Raw genomic sequence first — 17,930 nt, forward strand, 5'->3', positions numbered from 1 at the left:
CACGCTACGCCTCGACGCTCGCGACCGCGACGAGCGGCCGCCCGGTGATCGGGTGCTCGATGACCTCGGCGCGGACGCCGTACACGGCGTGCACGAGCTCGGCCGTCAGCACCTCGCCGGGCGCACCGGCCGCGACCACCCGGCCTGCGGAGAGCACGACGACGTGGTCGGCGTACGCGGCCGCGAGGCTGAGGTCGTGCAGCGCGGCCACGACGGTCAGGCCGCCGCGCGCGAGCCCGGCGAGCAGGTCGAGCGCGACGAGCTGCGCCGAGAGGTCGAGGTGGTTCGTGGGCTCGTCGGCGAGCAGCAGCGAGGGCTCCTGCGCGATGGCACGGGCGAGCGTGGCGCGCTGGCGCTCGCCGCCGGAGAGCGAGCCGAGGGGGCGGCCGGCGAGCTCGGCGGCGCCGACCGCCTCCAGCGAGCGCCATGCGAGGTCGAGGTCGTGCGGTCCGGGCGCCGAGAACGCGCCGAGGTGCGGGGTGCGGCCGAGCAGCACGGATGCCTCGACCGTCAGCTGCGGGTCGACCTCGGCCTGCTGCTCGGCGAGGGCGACGACGCGGGCGCGCTCGCGCCGAGGCATCCGACCGAGCGACGTGCCGGCGAACGCGAGCTCCCCGTCGTCGGCGCGTTCGATCGCCGCGACGAGGTGCAGCAGGGTCGTCTTGCCGGCGCCGTTCGGTCCGACGAGGGCGGTGAGCGCGCCGGACGGCATCGTCGCGTCGACGCCGTCGATGATGGTGCGGCCGCCGCGGGTGAAGCGGACGCGGTCGAGGTCGAGGCCGGGCGTCATGCGAGACGCCTCGTGCGCAGCAGCAGCCAGGCGAAGACCGGTCCGCCGACGAGGGCCGTGATGATGCCGACAGGAAGCTCGCGGGGGTCGAACAGGGTGCGCGCCGCGGTGTCCGCCCAGACGAGGAAGACGGCGCCGGCCAGCGCCGACAGCGGCAGCAGCGCGCGGTGGCCGGGGCCGGTGACGAGCCGGACCGCGTGCGGCAGCACCAGCCCGACGAAGCCGATCGACCCGCTCACGGCGACGAGCGCGCCGGTGAGCAGCGCGGTGCCTGCGAGCAGCAGGGCGCGGGCACGTCCGACGTGCACGCCGAGGGCGGCCGCGCCGGTCTCGCCGACGGCGAAGGCGTCGAGGGTGCGCGCGCTCGCGAGCAGGGGAACGCCGATCACGACGAGCGCGCCGCCCGCGATCGCGACCGAGGTCCAGTCGGTGCCGGCGAGGGACCCGAGCAGCCAGTTCAGGATCTCGCGGTAGCTGTCGCCCGTCGCGCTCCAGAAGATGACGAGGCTCGTGACCGCGCCGAAGACGCTCGAGACCGCGACGCCCGCGAGCACGGTGGTCGTGGGGCTCAGGCGCCCCGCGCGCCCCACGCCTCCGGCGCTGCGACCGGCCGCGAGCGCCAGGCCGAGGGTCGCCGCGAGCGCCGCGAGCGCACCGGCGAACGCCGCGAGCGGCAGCACCACGGCGAGCCCGAGCACGATGACCACGACCGCGCCGACCGAGGCGCCGGAGGAGAGGCCGAGGAGGTACGGGTCGGCGAGCGGATTGCGGGTGACGGCCTGCATCACGGCGCCGCACAGCGCGAGCCCCGCGCCCACCGCCGCGGCCGCGAGCACCCGAGGCACCCGGAGCTCCCACACGATCGCGTCGCGGAGCGGCGGCAGCGACGACTCGCCGAGGCCGAGGTGGGCGGCGACGCTCGAGAGCACGTCGGCGGGCGTGAGCGCGGCCGGGCCGATGGTGATCGCGATCACGAGGGATGCCGCGAGCAGGACGAGCCCGAGGCCTCCGGCGAGCCAGGGCCACGCGCGGCGCGAGGCCCGCCGGGCCGGCGGGCGTCGGGCGGTCGGGCGGTCGGGGCCGCCCGGCCGCTCCGCCCCGATCGAGGCGACCGGTCGATCCGACGCGGTGGCGGAGCGGGTCATCCGGCCGCCAGGGCGTCGAGCTGTTCCACGATCGACGCGACCGCGTCGACGTTCCGCACCCCGGCCTCGGTCGCCGGGAAGTCGACGACCACGTAGCGCCGCTCCCGTACCGCGGGCAGTGCGGCCGTCGCGGGGTTCTGCTCGAGCAGGGCGATCTTCTGCTCGGCGGTGTTCCAGGCCGCGTCGACGAGCACGATGACGTCGGGCTCGGCGTCGACGATGGCCTCCCAGCTGAGCGAGGTCCACGTGTCGTGCACATCGGCCGCGACGTTGGCGAGCCCGGCGGCTTCCATGATCATCTGGGGTGCCCCGATGCCCGCTCCGACGTACGGCGTGTCGCTGCCGGAGGAGTACCAGAGCGCCGTGAGGCCTTCGGCGTTCGGCTCGATCGCGGCGAGGGCGTCGCGCTGGGCGGCGACGAGGTCGGCGGCGGCCTCCGGCACGCCGAAGATCGCGCCTGCCTCCTCGAACTCGCGGAACACCTCGTCGAAGTCGAGCGGGTCGGGCATGTACCCCTCGGCCTTGCAGGCGGCCGGGGCCACGTAGGTGCGCACGCCGAGCTCCTCGAGCGCGGCGCGATCGCCGACCCCCTCCGCCGAGAAGTTCGACTCCCACCCCGCGAAGACGAGGTCGGGCTCGAGGGCGAGCGTGGCCTCCTGCGAGGGCACCTTGTCGGAGGCGACCGGGAGACCGGATGCGTCGTCGGCGTACGCCTCCGGCACGGGACCGTCACTGAACGCGGTGCCGACGATCCGGTCGCCGAGCCCGAGTGCGAGCATGAGCTCGAGCGTGGAGCTCTTGACCGTGAGCACCCGCTCGGGCGGGGCTTCGAAGGTCACCTCGGTGCCGCAGTTGTCGACCGTGAGCGGGTAACCGGATGACCCGGTGTCGGCCTCCGCCGCCGGGTCGTGGTCGCCCGCGGCCGGTGCGGCGCAGCCGGCGAGGAGCGCGGTCGCGGAGAGCGCGACGAGGAGTGAGCGCCGACGGGGGCGGCGACGGACGGGGATCGGCATGCGGGACTCCGGGCAGGCGAGGAGACGGCTCGACGTGAACGAGGACTCGCGGCCCAATCCCGGGCGCACGGCACCGGTCAAACCCGACCGGTGGTCTGCCTCGATCCTAGTCCGCGGCGCCCGCCGCGAGGCCCGTGGCGAGATCGGCGGCGAGGTCGAGCGCGTCGCCCGCCAGACGGGCGGACGCATCCAAGTCGCGCATCCACAGCGGCACGGCGCGGGTCGCGAAGCCCGCTTCGGCGAGCGACGCCGCGGCCGGGGCATCCGTCTCGTCGACGAGCCACCCGTCGAGGATGCCGCCCCGGGCACGCGACCCGTAGTGACGGGCGACGGCGGCGGCATCGGTGTCGACGCCGATGGCGGTAAGGCACGCGTCGGCCATGCCGCGCACGACTCGGCCGCCGATGATTGGGGAGACGCCGACGACGGGCGCGTGCGTTTCGGCGAGCGTCTCGCGGATGCCCGGGATCGCGAGGATCGTGCCGATGGAGACGACCGGGTTCGAGGGGGCGAGGAGCACGGCGTCGGCACCGAGCAGCGCTTCCACGACGCCCGGCGCCGGCCGCGCGTGCTCGATATTCCGTTGACGGAATGCGAGCGCCGGGAGTGCGGCGCGGTACCGCGTCCACCACTCCTGGAAGTGCAGGCTGCGGACGCCGTCGAGCTCGTCGGGGTCGGCCACCTCGACGTGGGTGTCGACCTCCGTGTCCGTCGCCGGCCGCAGCCGCACCCCGAGTTCCCACCGGCGCTGCAGCCGCTCGCCGACCTCGGTCGGCGTGAGGCCCTCGCGGAGCCACGCGGTGCGCGCGAGGTGCGTGCCGAGATCGAGATCGCCGAGCGTGAACCAGGGCCAGCCGACGCCCCACTCGCGGAGCTCGGCGGCCACTCGCTCGGTCTCGCCGGCCCGGCCCCACCCGCGTTCGGTGTCGTTCACGCCCGCGAGCGCGTAGAGCAGCGAGTCGAAGTCGGGCATGAGCCGCACGCCCGCGAGCCAGAGGTCGTCGCCGGTGTTCACGACGACGTCGATCGAGGCCGGCTCGCCGCCCGCCTCCGCGCGGCGGCGCACCTCCTCCCGGAGGCCGCCCACGAACCGCGACCCGCCGACACCTCCCGCCAGCACCGTGATCCGCATCCCACCAGCCTACGAGCGGCGGCAGGCCCGAGGCGCCCGGTCAGTACCCGCCGGCGACCCGGTGCTGCGCGGCCGTGGCGAGCGCATCCGCGAGCGGGTCGGCGCCGTCGCGGACCATGCCGACGGTGACCCGCACGTAGTCGGGGGTGTCGCGCGAGCGCGGGGTGCCGCGACCGTGGGCGGCCGACTCCGCGCCGCCGTTCGCGGCCGCGAGGAACGGCGTGCCGCCCGCGACCCGGATGCCGGAGGCCGCGAGCTGCACGAGCGTCGAGCGTTCGCTGAGCACCGGCATCCAGAGGTTGATGCCGTCGGCGGGCGCGACCGCGACGTCGCGGGCCCTGAGCGCGTCGCCGAGCGCCCGCTGCCTGGCGGCGTAGGCGCGGCGCGCGTCGGCGACCGTCTCGATCGCCGACCGGTCGGTCAGCAGGTCGACGAGGATCGACTGCAGCATCCGGCTGGTCCAGCCGGGGCCGAGCATGCGCCGCGCGACGACGCGCTCGACGAGGTCGCGCGGTCCGCCGACGGCGGCGATGCGGAGGTCGGGCCCGTGCGACTTCGAGAAGCTGCGCACGTGCACGACGCGGTCGGGCAGGCTCGTCGCGAGCGTCGCATCGCCCTCGCTCGAGATGAGCCCCGAGTGGTCGTCCTCGATGATGACGAGCCCGGCCGCGTCGTCGCCCGCCGACCGGATGACCCGCGCCAGCTCGTCGGCACGGGCGGGCGTCATCGACGCCCCGGTCGGGTTCTGCGCGCGCGGCTGGAGGAGCAGCGCCGCGGGCTTCAGCGTCAGCGCCTCCGCCAGCGCGCCGGGCAGGACGCCGTGCTCGTCGAGCGCGACCGGCACGGCCTCGGCGCCCAGCACGTCGAGCAGGTCGAGGAAGGGCGGGAAGCCCGGATGCTCGACGACGACGCGGTCGCCGAAGCGCACGACCTGCTCGAGCGTGCGCGAGATCGCGTCGAGTGCGCCGTCGACCACGACGATCTGCTCGGCGTCGCCGGGCCACGAGTCGCGGAGGATCGCGGCGAGCGCCGGGATCACGGGTTCGGCCTGGTAGCTGCCGGTCGCCGCGTTCGCCGAGACGCGCGAGAGCGCCGGGCCGAGCGCCGGCAGGAGGAGCGGGTCGGGCGTGCCGCGGGAGAGGTCGAGGCGGACGGGATCGTCGGGGGCGGCCATGCCGCGCATGCGTGCGGCAGGGCCGCCGGGCCCCTGGCCCTGCACGAAGCTGCCGGCGCGGCCCCGGGAGGCGATGAGCCCCGCCCGCGCCAGCGCCTGCCAGGCCTGCGACACCGTGGCGGGGCTCACGTCGAGGGCGGCGCCGAGGTCGCGCACGGTCGGCAGCCGGTCACCGCGCCGCAGCTCGCCGGCGTTGATGAGCCGGGCGAGGTCTCCCGCAATGCCCTTCGGCGTCGGGTCGTCGAAGCCCGCGAGTGCGAGCAGCTCGGAGATGTCCACACGAATACCTGACATCACCATTGCCTCCGATCGCAGGGAGGGACAGGATGAGTAACCACAACGTCACACTGGGTAACAAAAGGGAAATGTTCAAGCCGAACAATAACAGAACGGGATCGCACGACCCGTTCGGCACCAGACTTCGGCACCACCTCTCGGCGTCACCCGACGCCCGGTAGGCACAGAGCACCACCGCCTGCCGGCGGACGGCAACGACGCCGACCGACCGGGAAGAGGCACCATGACGATCGTCCGCGCGGCCATCACGCAGACCACCTGGACCGGCGACAAGGACTCGATGCTCGACAAGCACGAGCAGTTCGCCCGCGACGCCAAGGCGCAGGGAGCCGAGGTCATCTGCTTCCAGGAGCTGTTCTACGGGCCGTACTTCGGCATCACGCAGGAGCAGAAGTACTACCGCTTCGCGGAACAGGCCGACGGGCCCATCGTGCAGCGCTTCGCCGCCCTCGCGAAGGAGCTCGGGATGGTCACCGTGCTGCCGATCTACGAGGAGGCCGAGACGGGCGTGTACTACAACACGTCGGTGCTCGTCGACGCCGACGGCACCATCCTCGGCAAGTACCGCAAGCACCACCTGCCCCACCTCGACCGGTTCTGGGAGAAGTTCTACTTCCGCCCCGGCAACCTCGGCTACCCGGTCTTCGACACCGCCGTCGGCCGGGTCGGCATGTACATCTGCTACGACCGCCACTTCCCCGAGGGCTGGCGCGAGCTCGGCCTGAACGACGCGCACCTGGTGTTCAACCCGAACGCCACCAAGCCCGGCCTCTCGAACCGGCTCTGGGAGGTCGAAGGCCCCGCCGCGGCCGTCGCGAACGGCTACTTCGTGCTGCAGCCCAACCGCGTCGGCCGCGAGGACAACGAGTACGGCGAGCTCGCCGTCGACTTCTACGGCACGAGCCAGGTCATCGACCCCCGCGGCAACTTCGTCGGCGAGCGCGGCTCGAGCGAGCACGAGGAGCTGCTCGTGCGCGACCTCGACCTCGACATGGTGCGCCAGATGCGCGACGACTGGCAGTTCTACCGCGACCGCCGGCCCGACTCCTACGCCCGGATCGCGAAGCCCTGACCCGCCGACGACCACAGAGGAGCCACGCATGACCACCACCCTCATCTCCGGCGGCACCGTCGTGAGCGCCACCGGCCGGACGGAGGCCGACGTCCTGGTCGACGGCGAGCGCATCGTCGCGCTGCTCGAGCCCGGGAGCCGGCTGCTGGGCACGGATGTCTCGGCCGGGGTCGACCGCGTCATCGACGCGACCGGCAAGTACGTCATCCCCGGCGGTATCGACGCCCACACGCACATGCAGCTGCCGTTCGGCGGGACCGAGGCATCCGACACCTTCGAGACGGGCACGCGCGCCGCCGCGCACGGCGGGACGACGTCGATCATCGACTTCGCGGTGCAGCGGTACGGCGAGCGCGTCCAGGACGGCCTCGCAGCCTGGCACGAGAAGGCCGCGGGCAACTGCGCGATCGACTACGGCTTCCACCAGATCATCGGCGGAGTCGACGCGGACTCCCTCGCCGCGATGCGCGCCCTGCCCGACGAGGGCATCACGAGCTTCAAGCTCTTCATGGCCTATCCGGGCGTCTTCTACTCCGACGACGCGCAGATCCTGAAGGCGATGCAGGTCTCGCGCGACACCGGCATGCTCACGATGATGCACGCCGAGAACGGCCCCGCGATCGACGTGCTCGCCGAGCAGCTCGCGGAGGCGGGCAAGACCGACCCGTACTACCACGGCATCGCGCGCGCCTGGGAGATGGAGGAGGAAGCGACCCACCGGGCGATCATGCTCGCGAAGCTCACGGGCGCTCCGCTCTACGTCGTCCACGTGTCGGCGAAGCAGGCCGTCGAGCAGCTCGCCTGGGCGCGCGACAAGGGACAGAACGTCTACGGCGAGACCTGTCCGCAGTACCTCTACCTCTCGCTCGAGGAACAGCTCGGGGCATCCAGCGACGAATGGGGTGCGTTCGAAGGGGCGAAATGGGTGTGCTCGACGCCGCTGCGCTCCCGCGAGGAACGCCACCAGGACGCGATGTGGCAGGCCCTCCGCACGAACGACCTGCAGATGGTCTCCACCGACCACTGCCCGTTCTGCATGAAGGACCAGAAGGAGCTCGGCCTCGGCGACTTCCGGAAGATCCCGAACGGCATCGGCTCGGTCGAGCACCGCATGGACCTCATGTACCAGGGCGTCGTGACCGGCGAGATCACCCTCGAGCGCTGGGTCGAGCTCACGAGTACGACCCCAGCGCGGATGTTCGGCCTCTACGGCCGCAAGGGGGTCATCCAGCCGGGCGCCGACGCCGACGTCGTCGTCTACGACCCGAACGGCCACACGTCGATCGGCGTCGGCAAGACCCACCACATGAACATGGACCACTCCGCGTGGGAGGGCTACGAGATCGACGGGCACGTCGACACCGTGCTCAGCCGCGGCAAGGTCATCGTCGACGGCGACCAGTACCTCGGCGCCAAGGGCGACGGCCGGTTCCTGAAGCGCGGCCTCTCGCAGTACCTCATCTGAACGCAGCCCCCAGCCGCAGCCACGAAGGAGCCCCATGGAATTCGGAGCGGTCCTGCAGACCAACCCCCCGGCGTCGCGCACCGTGCAGCTCGCCAAGCTCGCCGAGGTGCACGGCTTCAGCCACGTGTGGACGTTCGACTCGCACATCCTGTGGCAGGAGCCGTACGTCATCTACAGCCGCATCCTCGCCGAGACGCAGCGCATCAAGGTCGGCCCGTTCGTCACGAACCCGGCGACGCGCGACTGGACGGTCACGGCGTCGGTGTTCGCGACGCTCAACGAGATGTACGGCAACCGCACGGTGTGCGGCATCGGCCGCGGCGATTCGGCGGTGCGCGTGACCAACGGGAAGCCGACGACGATCGCCGAGCTGCGTGAGTCGATCCGGGTCATCCGCGAGCTCGGCAACTCGCGTGCGGTCGACTACCACGGCTCCACGATCCGCTTCCCGTGGAGCCGGGGATCCGAGCTCGAGGTGTGGGTCGCGGCCTACGGCCCGATGGCGCTGAAGCTCGCCGGCGAGGTGGGCGACGGGTTCATCCTGCAGCTCGCCGACCTCGACATCGCCGAGTGGATGATCCGCTCGGTGCGCGAGGCCGCCGAGGCGGCCGGACGCGACCCGGGGTCCGTGAAGTTCTGCGTCGCCGCGCCCATGTACATCGGCGACGACGTCGCCCACATGCGCGACCAGTGCCGCTGGTTCGGCGGCATGGTCGGCAATCACGTCGCCGACATCGTCGCGAAGTACGGCTCGCACGGCACCGTGCCCGATGCGCTCACCGACTACATCGCGGGCCGCGAGGGGTACGACTACAACGAGCACGGCCGCGCCGGCAACACGCACGCCGAGTTCGTGCCCGACGAGATCGTCGACCGCTTCTGCCTGATCGGCACCGCCGACGAGCACATCGAGAAGCTGCGCCGGCTCGCCGACCTCGGCGTCGACCAGTTCGCCGGCTACCTGCAGCACGACAACAAGGAGGAGACGCTCCGGGTGTACGGCGAGACCGTCATCCCGGCGCTCTCCGAGCACGTGACGGCGAAGGCATGACGCAGGTCGGCGAGCGCGAGACGCGGGCGGCGGATGCCCCGGCGGTGACGGATGCCGCGGCGACGGGCCGAGGCATCCGTACCGCCCGCCGGCCCGGCCGCGCACGCCGTGAGCTCGCGAGATGGGCGTGGGGGCTCGCCGGCCTCCTGGTGGTCGCGCTGATCTGGGAGGGCTACAAGCTGCTCGGCCCCGCCGACGGCGTCGTCATCGGAGACGCCCGCGTGCTGCCGCGCACCACGGACCTCGCGATGCCGCACGTGTGGGATATGTTCGGCCGGCTCGCCGAGCCGGTCACGCGCTCGCCGTCGGCGCAGCCGCTCTTGGCGGTGATCGCGCTCGCGGCGCTCACCACGCTCGGCATCGCGGCGGCGGGATGGCTCGTCGGCGTCGTCGTGGGCATCGGGCTCGCGCTGGTCATGCAGCGGTGGCGGCTGGCCGAGTGGGGGCTGCTGCCCTGGATCGTGATCAGCCAGACCGTGCCGCTCATCGCGTTCGCCCCCGTCGTGAAGAGCTGGGGGTCGCGGGTCGAGATCGGCTCGTTCGAGTGGCAGGACTGGATGTCGGTCGCGCTGATCGCGAGCTACCTCGCGTTCTTCCCGATCGCGATCGGGGCGCTGAAGGGCCTGCAGTCGCCCGACCGCATCCACGAGGAGCTCATGCAGACCTACGCGGCCGGCTACTGGCGGACCCTCGTGAAGCTCCGCTTCCCCGCGGCCGTGCCCTACCTGCTGCCGGCGCTCCGCCTCGGTGCCGCGAACGCCGTGGTCGGCGCGGTCGTCGCGGAGGTGTCGACCGGGCTGCAGGGCGGCATCGGCCGCATCCTCATCCAGTTCGCCGGCCAGGCCTCCGGCGACCCCGCGAAGGCCTGGGCCCCCATCTTCGGCGCCATCGTGCTCGGGCTCGTGGCCGCCGGGTCGATCGCCCTGCTCGGCGTGATCTTGAAGAACTACCGACGAACGGAGGAGGCCGCATGAGCGAGCCCCGAGACCCCATGCCGGGCACGGCGACCGCCGTCGAGGTGCGCGGCGTCGACAAGGTGTTCGACACCCGGAGCGGCCAGGTGCAGGCGCTCGACGCCATCGACCTCACCGTGGCCGCGGGCGAGTTCGTCTCGCTGATCGGGCCGAGCGGCTGCGGCAAATCGACGCTCATGCGCCTCATCGCCGACCTCGACGATCCGACCGGCGGCACCGTCTCGGTCTTCGGCAAGACGGCCCGGCAGGCCCGGCTCGACCAGGAGTACGGCATCGCGTTCCAGTCGGCGGGGCTGCTGCCCTGGCGAACGGTCGCCGCGAACGTCGCGCTGCCGCTCGAGCTGCACGGCGTCGGCTCCGCCGCCCGCGCCGCGCGGGTCGCCGAACTGCTCGACCTCGTGGGACTCGCCGAGTTCGCCGACCGCTACCCCGACCAGCTCTCCGGCGGCATGCAGCAGCGTGTCGCGATCGCACGCTCCCTCGCCGAGCAGCCGCGGCTGCTGCTCATGGACGAGCCGTTCGGTGCGCTCGACGAGATGACGCGGGAGAAGATGCAGACCGAGCTCGTGCGGATCTCCGCCGAGACCGGGGCCGCGGTCGTCTTCGTCACCCACTCCATCCCCGAGGCCGTGTTCCTCTCCGACCGCGTGGTGGTGATGTCGCCCCGCCCCGGACGCATCCGCGAGATCGTGACGATGCGGCTCGGTTCCGACGCGGCGCGAGCGGCCCGCACCGAGGAGCTGCGCGAGGAGCGCGCCTTCTTCGAGATGGTCACGGCGGTCCGCGAGGCGCTGCACGGCGGTGCACCCGTCGCGGCCGGGCCCCGCGGGGTGGAGACCCGCTGATGACCGCCACCGGAGCCTCCGCGGTCGGCACGCCGGCGGGCACGCCGATGCGCGGGACGAGGCGGCGGCGGGGCGCACGGGCCGAGACCACGCTGCGGATCGTCGCGCCCATCGCCGTCGGGCTCATCGTGCTCGGCGTCTGGCAATTCCTCGTCAGCGTCGTCGGCGTCTCCGACTACCTCCTGCCGAGCCCCGCCGCGATCGTCGAGGAGTTCGTCGCCTCCTGGCCGTCGATCGTGCAGGCCACCCTCATCACGGGCACCAACGCGCTGCTCGGGCTCATCGTCGGCTCCCTCCTCGGGATGCTCCTCGCCGCGCTCGCCGCGAGATGGCGGGCCATCGACCGGATGAGCGCCCCCGTCGTCGCCTCCCTCGCGGTCATCCCGATCGTGGCGCTCGCGCCCGTGCTGAACTCCATGTTCGGCGCCGACAGTCAGTTCGGCCGGCAGGCGATCGCGGCCCTGGCCTCCTTCGTGCCCGTCTTCCTCAACACCCTCCGCGGGTTCCGGCAGACCTCGCCGGTCCACCGCGACCTCATGCTCGCCTACGCTGCCAGCCCGGGGCAGGTGCTGCGGACGCTGACCCTGCCCACCGCGCGGCCATTCATCCTCACCGGCATCCGGATCGCGAGCTCCCTCGCGGTGATCTCCGCGCTCGTCGCCGAGTACTTCGGCGGCCCCCGAGGCGGGCTCGGCGGCCTCATCTCGACCTCGGCGGCGTCGAGTGCCTACGCACGCGCCTGGGCGTACGTGCTCGCCTCCATCGCGCTCGGGCTCCTCTTCTACCTCGCGACGCTCGCGCTCGAGCGACTCCTGCAACGCCAGACCCCGCAGGCGCGAGGACGCCCCTGACGACAGCCACCGCGGCCCGGCCACGGAGGAGGCACCACCCGCACCACGGCACCACCCGCACCACCCGCACCACCCGCACCACCCGCACCATCCGCACCATCCGCACCGAGGCAGTACCCAGGGAACCCCGAAAGGACTGACATGAACCACAGCAGACGTCGCCTCGCGACGATCGGCGGGCTCGCCCTCGCGGCGACGCTCGCCCTCACCGCATGCTCGGGATCCGGTGACGCGACGGAGGAGACCGGCGACGGCGGCGGCGGCGACCTCACGCCCGTGAAGCTGCAGCTGCAATGGCTGCCGCAGGGGCAGTTCGCCGGGTACTTCGCCGCCGTCGACCAGGGCTTCTTCGAGGAGGAGGGCCTGGAGGTCGAGATCATCCCCTCGGGCGGCGACATCGTGCCGCAGGACGCGCTCGCCAACGGCGACGTCGACTACGCGATCGCCTGGGTGCCGAAGGTGCTCGGCTCGATCGAGCAGGGCGCGAATCTCACCGACATCGCCCAGATCTTCCAGCGCTCCGGCACCCTCCAGGTGGCCTGGGCAGATTCCGGCATCGACTCCGTCGCCGACTTCGAGGGCAAGAAGATCGGCTCGTGGGGCTTCGGCAACGAGTGGGAGATCTTCGCGGCCATGGCCGCCGAGGGCCTCGACTCCACCACCGTCGAGATCATCACGCAGGACTTCAACATGAACGCGTTCCTGCAGGGCGACATCGACGCGGCGCAGGCGATGACCTACAACGAGTACGCGCAGCTGCTCGAGACCGTGAACCCCGACACCGGTGAGCTCTACCAGCCCGAGGACTTCACCGTCATCGACTACAACGACACCGAGGGCGCCATGCTGCAGGACGCGATCTGGGCCGACACCGAACGGCTCGAGAGCGATGAGGCGTACCAGGAGACGACGGTCGCGTTCCTGAAGGCCGTCATCAAGGGATGGGTCTACGCGGCGGAGAACCCGCAGGAGGCGTCGGAGATCACCCTCGCCGCCGGCTCCGGCTGGGGCCCCAGCCACGAGCTCTGGATGGTCAACGAGACGAACAAGCTCATCTGGCCCTCGCCGAACGGCATCGGGATCATCGACGAGGCCGCGTGGCAGCAGACCGTCGACGGCGCGCTCGCCGCGGTGAACGAATCGGGTGCCCGTCTCATCACCGAGGAGCCGCCCGCCACCGCGTACACGAACGACTGGATCCAGCAGGCGCTCGATGAGCTCGAGGGCGAGGGGCTCGACCTCACGGGCGAGAGCTTCGAGCCCATCGACGTCACCCTCGAAGAGGGCGGCAACTAGCGAGGATGCCGCGCCGCCGGTGCGTCCCGGCCGGCGGCGCGGCATCCCTCCCGACGAAAGGCAGACAGCAGCCATGACCGACCGATCGACCGACAGCACCGACGAGCTCGCGCGCGAGCTCGATCGCGCCCACGTGTTCCATTCCTGGTCGGCGCAGTCGCAGGCGTCCTCCCTCGTCATCGCGAGCGGCAAGGGATGCCGCGTGTGGGACCACGCCGGCACCGAGTACCTCGACTTCTCCAGCCAGCTCGTGAACGTCAACATCGGCCACCAGCACCCCGCCGTGGTCTCCGCGATCCGCGAGCAGGCGGAGCTGCTCACCACCATCGCCCCGGCGACCGTGAACCTCGCCCGGGGCGAGGCGGCCGCGCGCATCGTCTCGCACGCGCCCGACGGATTCCGACGGGTCTTCTTCACCAACGGCGGCGCCGATGCGAACGAGAACGCGATCCGGCTCGCGCGCCTCGCGACCGGGCGCGACAAGGTGCTCTCGACCTACCGCTCGTACCACGGCAACACCGGCGCCGCGATCGTCTCGACCGGCGACTGGCGCCGCATCCCGAACGAGTTCGCGCGCGGGCACGTCCACTTCTTCGGTCCTTACCTGTACCGTTCCGAGTTCTGGGCGACGACGCCCGAGGAGGAGGCCGAGCGAGCGCTTCGGCACCTGCGGCGGGTGATCGAATCGGAGGGCCCGTCGTCGATCGCGGCCGTGCTGCTCGAGACGGTGCCCGGCACTGCAGGCGTCCTCGTGCCGCCGCCCGGGTATCTCGCCGGCGTCCGCGAGCTCTGCGACCGGTACGGCATCCTGCTCATCCTCGACGAGGTGATGGCGGGGTTCGGCCGCACGGGCCGATGGTTCGCCTTCGACGGCTACGACGTCCGCCCCGATCTGATCACGTTCGCGAAGGGCGTGAACTCGGGGTACGTGCCTGCCGGCGGCGTCATCATCGACGAGCCGATCGCCGAGCTCTTCGACGAGCGGGTCTTCCCGGGCGGGCTCACGTACTCGGGGCATCCGCTGGCGATGGCCTCCATCGTCGCCACGCTCGACGCCATGGCGTCGGAGGGCATCGTCGAGCACGCGCGCGCCATCGGCGAGACGGCCATCGGTCCGGCGCTCGCCGACTTCGCCGAACGGCTGCCGGTCGTCGGCGAGGTCCGCGGCGAGGGCGTCTTCTGGGCGGTGGAGCTCGTCGCCGACCGGTCCACCCGGGAGCCGCTGCCGGCGCGGGCGATGGGCCGTATCAAGGCGAGGCTCGTCGAGCGCGGGCTGCTGCCGTTCATCCAGGACAATCGCATCCACGTGGTGCCGCCGTGCGTCGTCACGGAGGAGGAGGTCGCCGAGGCGATGTCCATCTACGACGACGTCCTGACCACCGCACTCGAAGGAGAGGGCTGACCATGAGCCAGACGCAGACGAACCAGGCCGACCGGGCCGCCGACGTCGCGACCATCGACCACTGGATCGGCGGGGCCGCCGTCGCCGGCGACGGCGACCGTACCGGGCCGGTCTACAACCCCGCCCTCGGCACCGTGTCGAAGCACGTGCGCTTCGCCGACGCGGCAGACGTCGACGCCGCCGTGCAGGCCGCCGCGCAGGCGTTCCCCGCCTGGCGCGACACCTCGATCGCGAAGCGCCAGCAGGTGATGTTCGCCTTCCGCGAGCTGCTGAACGCCCGCGCAGACGAGCTGGCGGCGATCCTCACCAGCGAGCACGGCAAGGTGCTGGCCGACGCGCACGGCGAGATCGCGCGCGGGCTCGAGGTGGTCGAGCTCGCGTGCGCGATGCCCGGCTACACGAAGGGCGAGTACTCCGAGAACGTCTCGACCGGGGTCGACGTCTACACCGTGCGGCAGCCGCTCGGGGTGGTCGGCATCATCTCCCCGTTCAACTTCCCGGCGATGGTGCCGCTGTGGTTCTTCCCCATCGCGATCGCGGCCGGCAACACGGTCGTGCTGAAGCCGAGCGAGAAGGACCCGAGCGCCTCGGTGTGGCTCGCCCGGCTCATGCAGGAGGCGGGGCTGCCCGACGGCGTGCTGAACGTCGTGCACGGCGACAAGGTCGCGGTCGATGCGCTGCTCGAGCACCCCACCGTGCGGGCGATCTCCTTCGTCGGCTCGACCCCGATCGCGAAATACATCTACGAGACCGCGTCGGCCAACGGCAAGCGGGTGCAGGCGCTCGGCGGCGCGAAGAACCACATGCTGGTGCTGCCCGACGCCGACCTCGACCTCGCCGCCGACGCCGCCGTCAACGCGGGCTTCGGCTCGGCGGGTGAGCGCTGCATGGCCGTCTCCGTCGTGCTCGCCACCGACTCGATCGCCGACGAGCTCGTGGCGAAGGTGCGCGAGCGCATGGCCGGGCTGAAGACCGGCGACGGCACGCGCGGCACCGACATGGGCCCGCTCATCACCCGCGAGCACCGCGACAAGGTCGCCGGCTACGTCGAGCTCGCAACGGCCGACGGGGCCTCGGTCGTCGTCGACGGGCGCGACCCCGAGGTCGACGGCGAGCCCGACGGGTTCTGGCTCGGGCCCACGCTGGTGGACCGGGTGCCGACGTCCTCGGCGGTCTACCGCGACGAGATCTTCGGCCCCGTGCTGTCGGTCGTGCGCGTCGAGGGGTACGAGGAGGGGCTCGGCATCATCAACGCCTCCCGCTACGGCAACGGCACCGCGATCTTCACGAACGACGGCGGCGCCGCCAGGCGCTTCCAGCGCGAGGTGACGGTCGGCATGGTCGGCATCAACGTGCCGATCCCGGTGCCCGTCGCGTACCACTCGTTCGGCGGCTGGAAGGACTCGCTGTTCGGGGCGTCGAAGTCGTACGGTCCGCACGGGTTCGAGTTCTACACGCAGGAGAAGGCGATCACGAGCCGGTGGCTCGACCCGAGCCACGGCGGCATCAACCTCGGCTTCCCGCGGCACGACTGAGCGCGGCGCGCGGCACCGAGCGCGGTGCGCGGCACCACCGAGCGCGAGCGGAGGCCTCGGCCGGCGGGTGAGCGGATGTCTCGCCGGCCGGGCTACCGGCTCGTGAACGCCGCGATGCGCGCCTGCGCCTCCGGCGTCTCGAACGATCGGCCGATCGTGACGGCCTCGTCGTCGAGCGAGACGGCGAAGGGCCGTTCACGGGCGGCGTGGACGAGGCGCTTGGCCTCGCCGAACGCGGCGGTCGCCCCATCGAGCCAGGTCCGCGCGAGCTCGTCGACGCGACCGGCGAGCGAGTCCGCCGGCACGACCTCGGTGACGAGGCCCCAGTCGAGCGCCTCGGCCGCCGTGAGCGTGCGCGGCGTGAGCACGAGCTCGAGCGCCCGGCGGGTGCCGACCGCCTCGGGCAGCAGCCAGCTCACCCCGCAGTCGGGCGTGAGACCGATGTCGCTGTAGCGGCTGGAGAACGTCGCCCGGTCGGAGGCGACGACGAGGTCGGCGACGAGCATGAAGCCGAGCCCGCCGCCGGCGACCGGCCCCTGCACGGCCGCCACGATCGGCTTCGCACTGTCGCGGAGCAGCAGATGGCCTTCGTGGATGACGTCGGCCAGTGCGGTGATGGTGCGGCCCGCGGCATCCGTCTGCCCGGCCAGCTCGTCCATCGCGCGCACATCACCGCCGGCGCAGAACGCCCGCCCCGCCGCGTCGAGGACGACCGCGCGGATGTCGTCGCGCGCGGCGACCTCGCGGGCGATGTCGCGCCAGCGTTCGATGGCGGCGGGATCGACCGCGTTCATCCGGTGCGGCCGGTTCAGCGTGATCCGGGCGAGCCCGTCGGACACGTGCAGGAGGATGGCGTCGTCGCTCACCCTGCGAGCCTAGATCAGGCGTCGGAGGGCGGCGAGGCCGCGCCCGGGCGCGGCCTGGCCTCGCCGCTCGCGTCGCTCAGGCGGCCGATGCTGCGTGCGCCCCGGACTGCGCGCCGGATGCCGCCGCCGGCGTGGCCGACCCTGACGAGCTCTGCTCGATCGTCGGCACGAGTCGCGACGGCCCGTCGCCATGGTGGCCGTCGTCCACCGCGCGCCGGAAGAGCCCTTCGATCGCGCCAGGGAGGCTCGTGTCGATCGAGGCGTCGCCGCTCGCGTGCAGGATGTGCGCCAGCGACGTGCGGGCCGAGGCGATGGTGGACACGTCGCCCGGGTACTCGCCGGCGGCGGCGTCGCGGGAGATCCCCGCGCCGACCTGGGCCGCGAGCTGCACGATCGCGGTGAGGCGCTCGGTGAGCACGCCCGGGTCGAGCCCTTCGGCGCGGCCGAGGGCGACGGCGTGGCTCCAGCCGGCGACCGTCGTCCAGAACGCGTCGAGGATCGCGAGGTCGAGCGCCGCGACGGCGCCAGGGTCGTCGCCGAACCGCGTGAGCTGCGGGGCGATGGTCTCGAGGATCGGGCGGGCCTGTTCGAAGACGTCGAGTGGGCCGCCGGCCACCGCGGTCGATCCCGGCTCGCCCACGAGCACCGACGGCGTGAGCATCGTCCCGCCGAGATACTCGGCGCCCTGCTCGGTCGCCCACGCGGCGAGGCGGCGCGCGGTCGCAGGGGTGTCGGAGCTGAGGTTCACGAGGAGGGGGCGGGCGGCTGCGAGGTCCGCCTGATCGAGGATGCCCCGCGCGACGTCGTTCCCGCGGACCGAGACCAGCACGATCCCGCCGCGCCGGATCGCCTCGTCCGGAGTTGCCGCGACGTGGGCCCCTCGGGCCGCGAGGTCGGCCGCCTTCGCGGGCGAGCGGTTCCAGACGGTCACGTCGTACCCGTCGGCGAGGAGGGTCCGGGCGATGGCGTGGCCCATGGGGCCGAGTCCGATCACGGTGGCGGGTGCAGCAGTCATGGCTCCA

At 72.6% G+C, this 17,930-nt stretch carries 16 protein-coding genes; 9 read left to right on the top strand and 7 right to left on the bottom strand.

Features of this window, described 5'->3' with window-relative positions; genetic code table 11:
- Window positions 1–4: 4 nt before the first annotated feature.
- From ABIQ69_RS01380 to ABIQ69_RS01400, 5 genes are all read right to left on the bottom strand, one after another.
- Window positions 5–790 (bottom strand): ABC transporter ATP-binding protein, encoded by a 786-nt coding sequence (locus tag ABIQ69_RS01380; RefSeq protein WP_350348608.1) that lies wholly within the window; start codon window positions 788–790, stop codon window positions 5–7.
- The gene (locus ABIQ69_RS01385) at window positions 787–1,935 is read right to left on the bottom strand and encodes a putative F420-0 ABC transporter permease subunit (RefSeq protein ID WP_350348609.1); all 1,149 of its coding nucleotides are present in this window, start codon (window positions 1,933–1,935) and stop codon (window positions 787–789) included. Before ABIQ69_RS01385 ends, ABIQ69_RS01380 begins: the two co-directional genes overlap by 4 nt.
- A complete protein-coding gene (locus ABIQ69_RS01390; RefSeq protein WP_350348610.1) occupies window positions 1,932–2,948 on the bottom strand; it encodes a putative F420-0 ABC transporter substrate-binding protein in 1,017 nt (338 codons plus the stop codon). The genes ABIQ69_RS01385 and ABIQ69_RS01390 overlap by 4 nt, the downstream gene beginning before the upstream one ends.
- A gap of 106 nt (window positions 2,949–3,054) precedes the next feature.
- Window positions 3,055–4,080: a 2-phospho-L-lactate transferase gene (gene cofD / locus ABIQ69_RS01395; RefSeq protein WP_350348611.1), complete on the bottom strand. Its 1,026-nt coding sequence runs from the start codon at window positions 4,078–4,080 to the stop codon at window positions 3,055–3,057.
- Between the two features lie 40 nt (window positions 4,081–4,120).
- Window positions 4,121–5,548 (bottom strand): PLP-dependent aminotransferase family protein, encoded by a 1,428-nt coding sequence (locus ABIQ69_RS01400; RefSeq protein ID WP_350348612.1) that lies wholly within the window; start codon window positions 5,546–5,548, stop codon window positions 4,121–4,123.
- Between the two features lie 226 nt (window positions 5,549–5,774).
- Here ABIQ69_RS01400 and ABIQ69_RS01405 point away from each other — a divergent pair, with 226 nt between their 5' ends.
- From ABIQ69_RS01405 to ABIQ69_RS01445, 9 genes are all read left to right on the top strand, one after another.
- On the top strand, window positions 5,775–6,623 hold the full coding sequence (locus tag ABIQ69_RS01405) for a nitrilase-related carbon-nitrogen hydrolase (RefSeq protein WP_350348613.1): 849 nt from the start codon (window positions 5,775–5,777) through the stop codon (window positions 6,621–6,623).
- 28 nt (window positions 6,624–6,651) lie between these two features.
- Window positions 6,652–8,088 (top strand): dihydropyrimidinase, encoded by a 1,437-nt coding sequence (gene hydA, locus ABIQ69_RS01410; protein WP_350348614.1) that lies wholly within the window; start codon window positions 6,652–6,654, stop codon window positions 8,086–8,088.
- A gap of 34 nt (window positions 8,089–8,122) precedes the next feature.
- Complete coding sequence (locus tag ABIQ69_RS01415) at window positions 8,123–9,139, top strand: TIGR03842 family LLM class F420-dependent oxidoreductase (RefSeq protein WP_350348615.1); 1,017 nt, start codon at window positions 8,123–8,125, stop codon at window positions 9,137–9,139.
- A complete protein-coding gene (locus ABIQ69_RS01420) occupies window positions 9,136–10,113 on the top strand; it encodes an ABC transporter permease subunit (protein ID WP_350348616.1) in 978 nt (325 codons plus the stop codon). Before ABIQ69_RS01415 ends, ABIQ69_RS01420 begins: the two co-directional genes overlap by 4 nt.
- Window positions 10,110–10,958, top strand: a complete 849-nt coding sequence (locus ABIQ69_RS01425) for an ABC transporter ATP-binding protein (protein WP_350348617.1) — start codon at window positions 10,110–10,112, stop codon at window positions 10,956–10,958. Before ABIQ69_RS01420 ends, ABIQ69_RS01425 begins: the two co-directional genes overlap by 4 nt.
- Window positions 10,958–11,809 carry an ABC transporter permease subunit gene (locus ABIQ69_RS01430; protein WP_350348618.1) on the top strand — a complete coding sequence of 284 codons (852 nt, stop codon included), beginning with the start codon at window positions 10,958–10,960 and terminating at the stop codon, window positions 11,807–11,809. Before ABIQ69_RS01425 ends, ABIQ69_RS01430 begins: the two co-directional genes overlap by 1 nt.
- A 141-nt stretch (window positions 11,810–11,950) precedes the next feature.
- Window positions 11,951–13,105, top strand: coding sequence for an ABC transporter substrate-binding protein (locus tag ABIQ69_RS01435; protein WP_350348619.1), 1,155 nt, complete (start codon window positions 11,951–11,953; stop codon window positions 13,103–13,105).
- A 73-nt stretch (window positions 13,106–13,178) separates the two neighbouring features.
- Window positions 13,179–14,507 (top strand): aspartate aminotransferase family protein, encoded by a 1,329-nt coding sequence (locus ABIQ69_RS01440; RefSeq protein ID WP_350348620.1) that lies wholly within the window; start codon window positions 13,179–13,181, stop codon window positions 14,505–14,507.
- 2 nt (window positions 14,508–14,509) lie between these two features.
- Complete coding sequence (locus ABIQ69_RS01445) at window positions 14,510–16,042, top strand: CoA-acylating methylmalonate-semialdehyde dehydrogenase (RefSeq protein WP_350348621.1); 1,533 nt, start codon at window positions 14,510–14,512, stop codon at window positions 16,040–16,042.
- A gap of 92 nt (window positions 16,043–16,134) precedes the next feature.
- Here the strand turns inward: ABIQ69_RS01445 and ABIQ69_RS01450 are convergent, their stop codons facing one another.
- The gene (locus tag ABIQ69_RS01450) at window positions 16,135–16,908 is read right to left on the bottom strand and encodes an enoyl-CoA hydratase/isomerase family protein (protein WP_350348622.1); all 774 of its coding nucleotides are present in this window, start codon (window positions 16,906–16,908) and stop codon (window positions 16,135–16,137) included.
- Between the two features lie 76 nt (window positions 16,909–16,984).
- Entirely contained in the window at window positions 16,985–17,923 is a 939-nt protein-coding gene (locus tag ABIQ69_RS01455; RefSeq protein WP_350348623.1) for an NAD(P)-binding domain-containing protein, read from the bottom strand.
- Between the last annotated feature and the right edge of the window lie 7 nt (window positions 17,924–17,930).

The sequence above is a fragment of the Agromyces sp. G08B096 genome, assembly GCF_040267705.1.
Lineage (GTDB): Bacteria > Actinomycetota > Actinomycetes > Actinomycetales > Microbacteriaceae > Agromyces.

What these genes read in the sequence shown, in the direction of transcription:
- ABIQ69_RS01380 (WP_350348608.1), bottom strand. Translation starts at nt 790, where the DNA reads ATGACGCCCGGCCTCGACCTCGACCGCGTCCGCTTCACCCGCGGCGGC.
- ABIQ69_RS01385 (WP_350348609.1), bottom strand. Translation starts at nt 1,935, where the DNA reads ATGACCCGCTCCGCCACCGCGTCGGATCGACCGGTCGCCTCGATCGGG.
- ABIQ69_RS01390 (WP_350348610.1), bottom strand. Translation starts at nt 2,948, where the DNA reads ATGCCGATCCCCGTCCGTCGCCGCCCCCGTCGGCGCTCACTCCTCGTC.
- cofD (WP_350348611.1), bottom strand. Translation starts at nt 4,080, where the DNA reads ATGCGGATCACGGTGCTGGCGGGAGGTGTCGGCGGGTCGCGGTTCGTG.
- ABIQ69_RS01400 (WP_350348612.1), bottom strand. Translation starts at nt 5,548, where the DNA reads ATGTCAGGTATTCGTGTGGACATCTCCGAGCTGCTCGCACTCGCGGGC.
- ABIQ69_RS01405 (WP_350348613.1), top strand. Translation starts at nt 5,775, where the DNA reads ATGACGATCGTCCGCGCGGCCATCACGCAGACCACCTGGACCGGCGAC.
- hydA (WP_350348614.1), top strand. Translation starts at nt 6,652, where the DNA reads ATGACCACCACCCTCATCTCCGGCGGCACCGTCGTGAGCGCCACCGGC.
- ABIQ69_RS01415 (WP_350348615.1), top strand. Translation starts at nt 8,123, where the DNA reads ATGGAATTCGGAGCGGTCCTGCAGACCAACCCCCCGGCGTCGCGCACC.
- ABIQ69_RS01420 (WP_350348616.1), top strand. Translation starts at nt 9,136, where the DNA reads ATGACGCAGGTCGGCGAGCGCGAGACGCGGGCGGCGGATGCCCCGGCG.
- ABIQ69_RS01425 (WP_350348617.1), top strand. Translation starts at nt 10,110, where the DNA reads ATGAGCGAGCCCCGAGACCCCATGCCGGGCACGGCGACCGCCGTCGAG.
- ABIQ69_RS01430 (WP_350348618.1), top strand. Translation starts at nt 10,958, where the DNA reads ATGACCGCCACCGGAGCCTCCGCGGTCGGCACGCCGGCGGGCACGCCG.
- ABIQ69_RS01435 (WP_350348619.1), top strand. Translation starts at nt 11,951, where the DNA reads ATGAACCACAGCAGACGTCGCCTCGCGACGATCGGCGGGCTCGCCCTC.
- ABIQ69_RS01440 (WP_350348620.1), top strand. Translation starts at nt 13,179, where the DNA reads ATGACCGACCGATCGACCGACAGCACCGACGAGCTCGCGCGCGAGCTC.
- ABIQ69_RS01445 (WP_350348621.1), top strand. Translation starts at nt 14,510, where the DNA reads ATGAGCCAGACGCAGACGAACCAGGCCGACCGGGCCGCCGACGTCGCG.
- ABIQ69_RS01455 (WP_350348623.1), bottom strand. Translation starts at nt 17,923, where the DNA reads ATGACTGCTGCACCCGCCACCGTGATCGGACTCGGCCCCATGGGCCAC.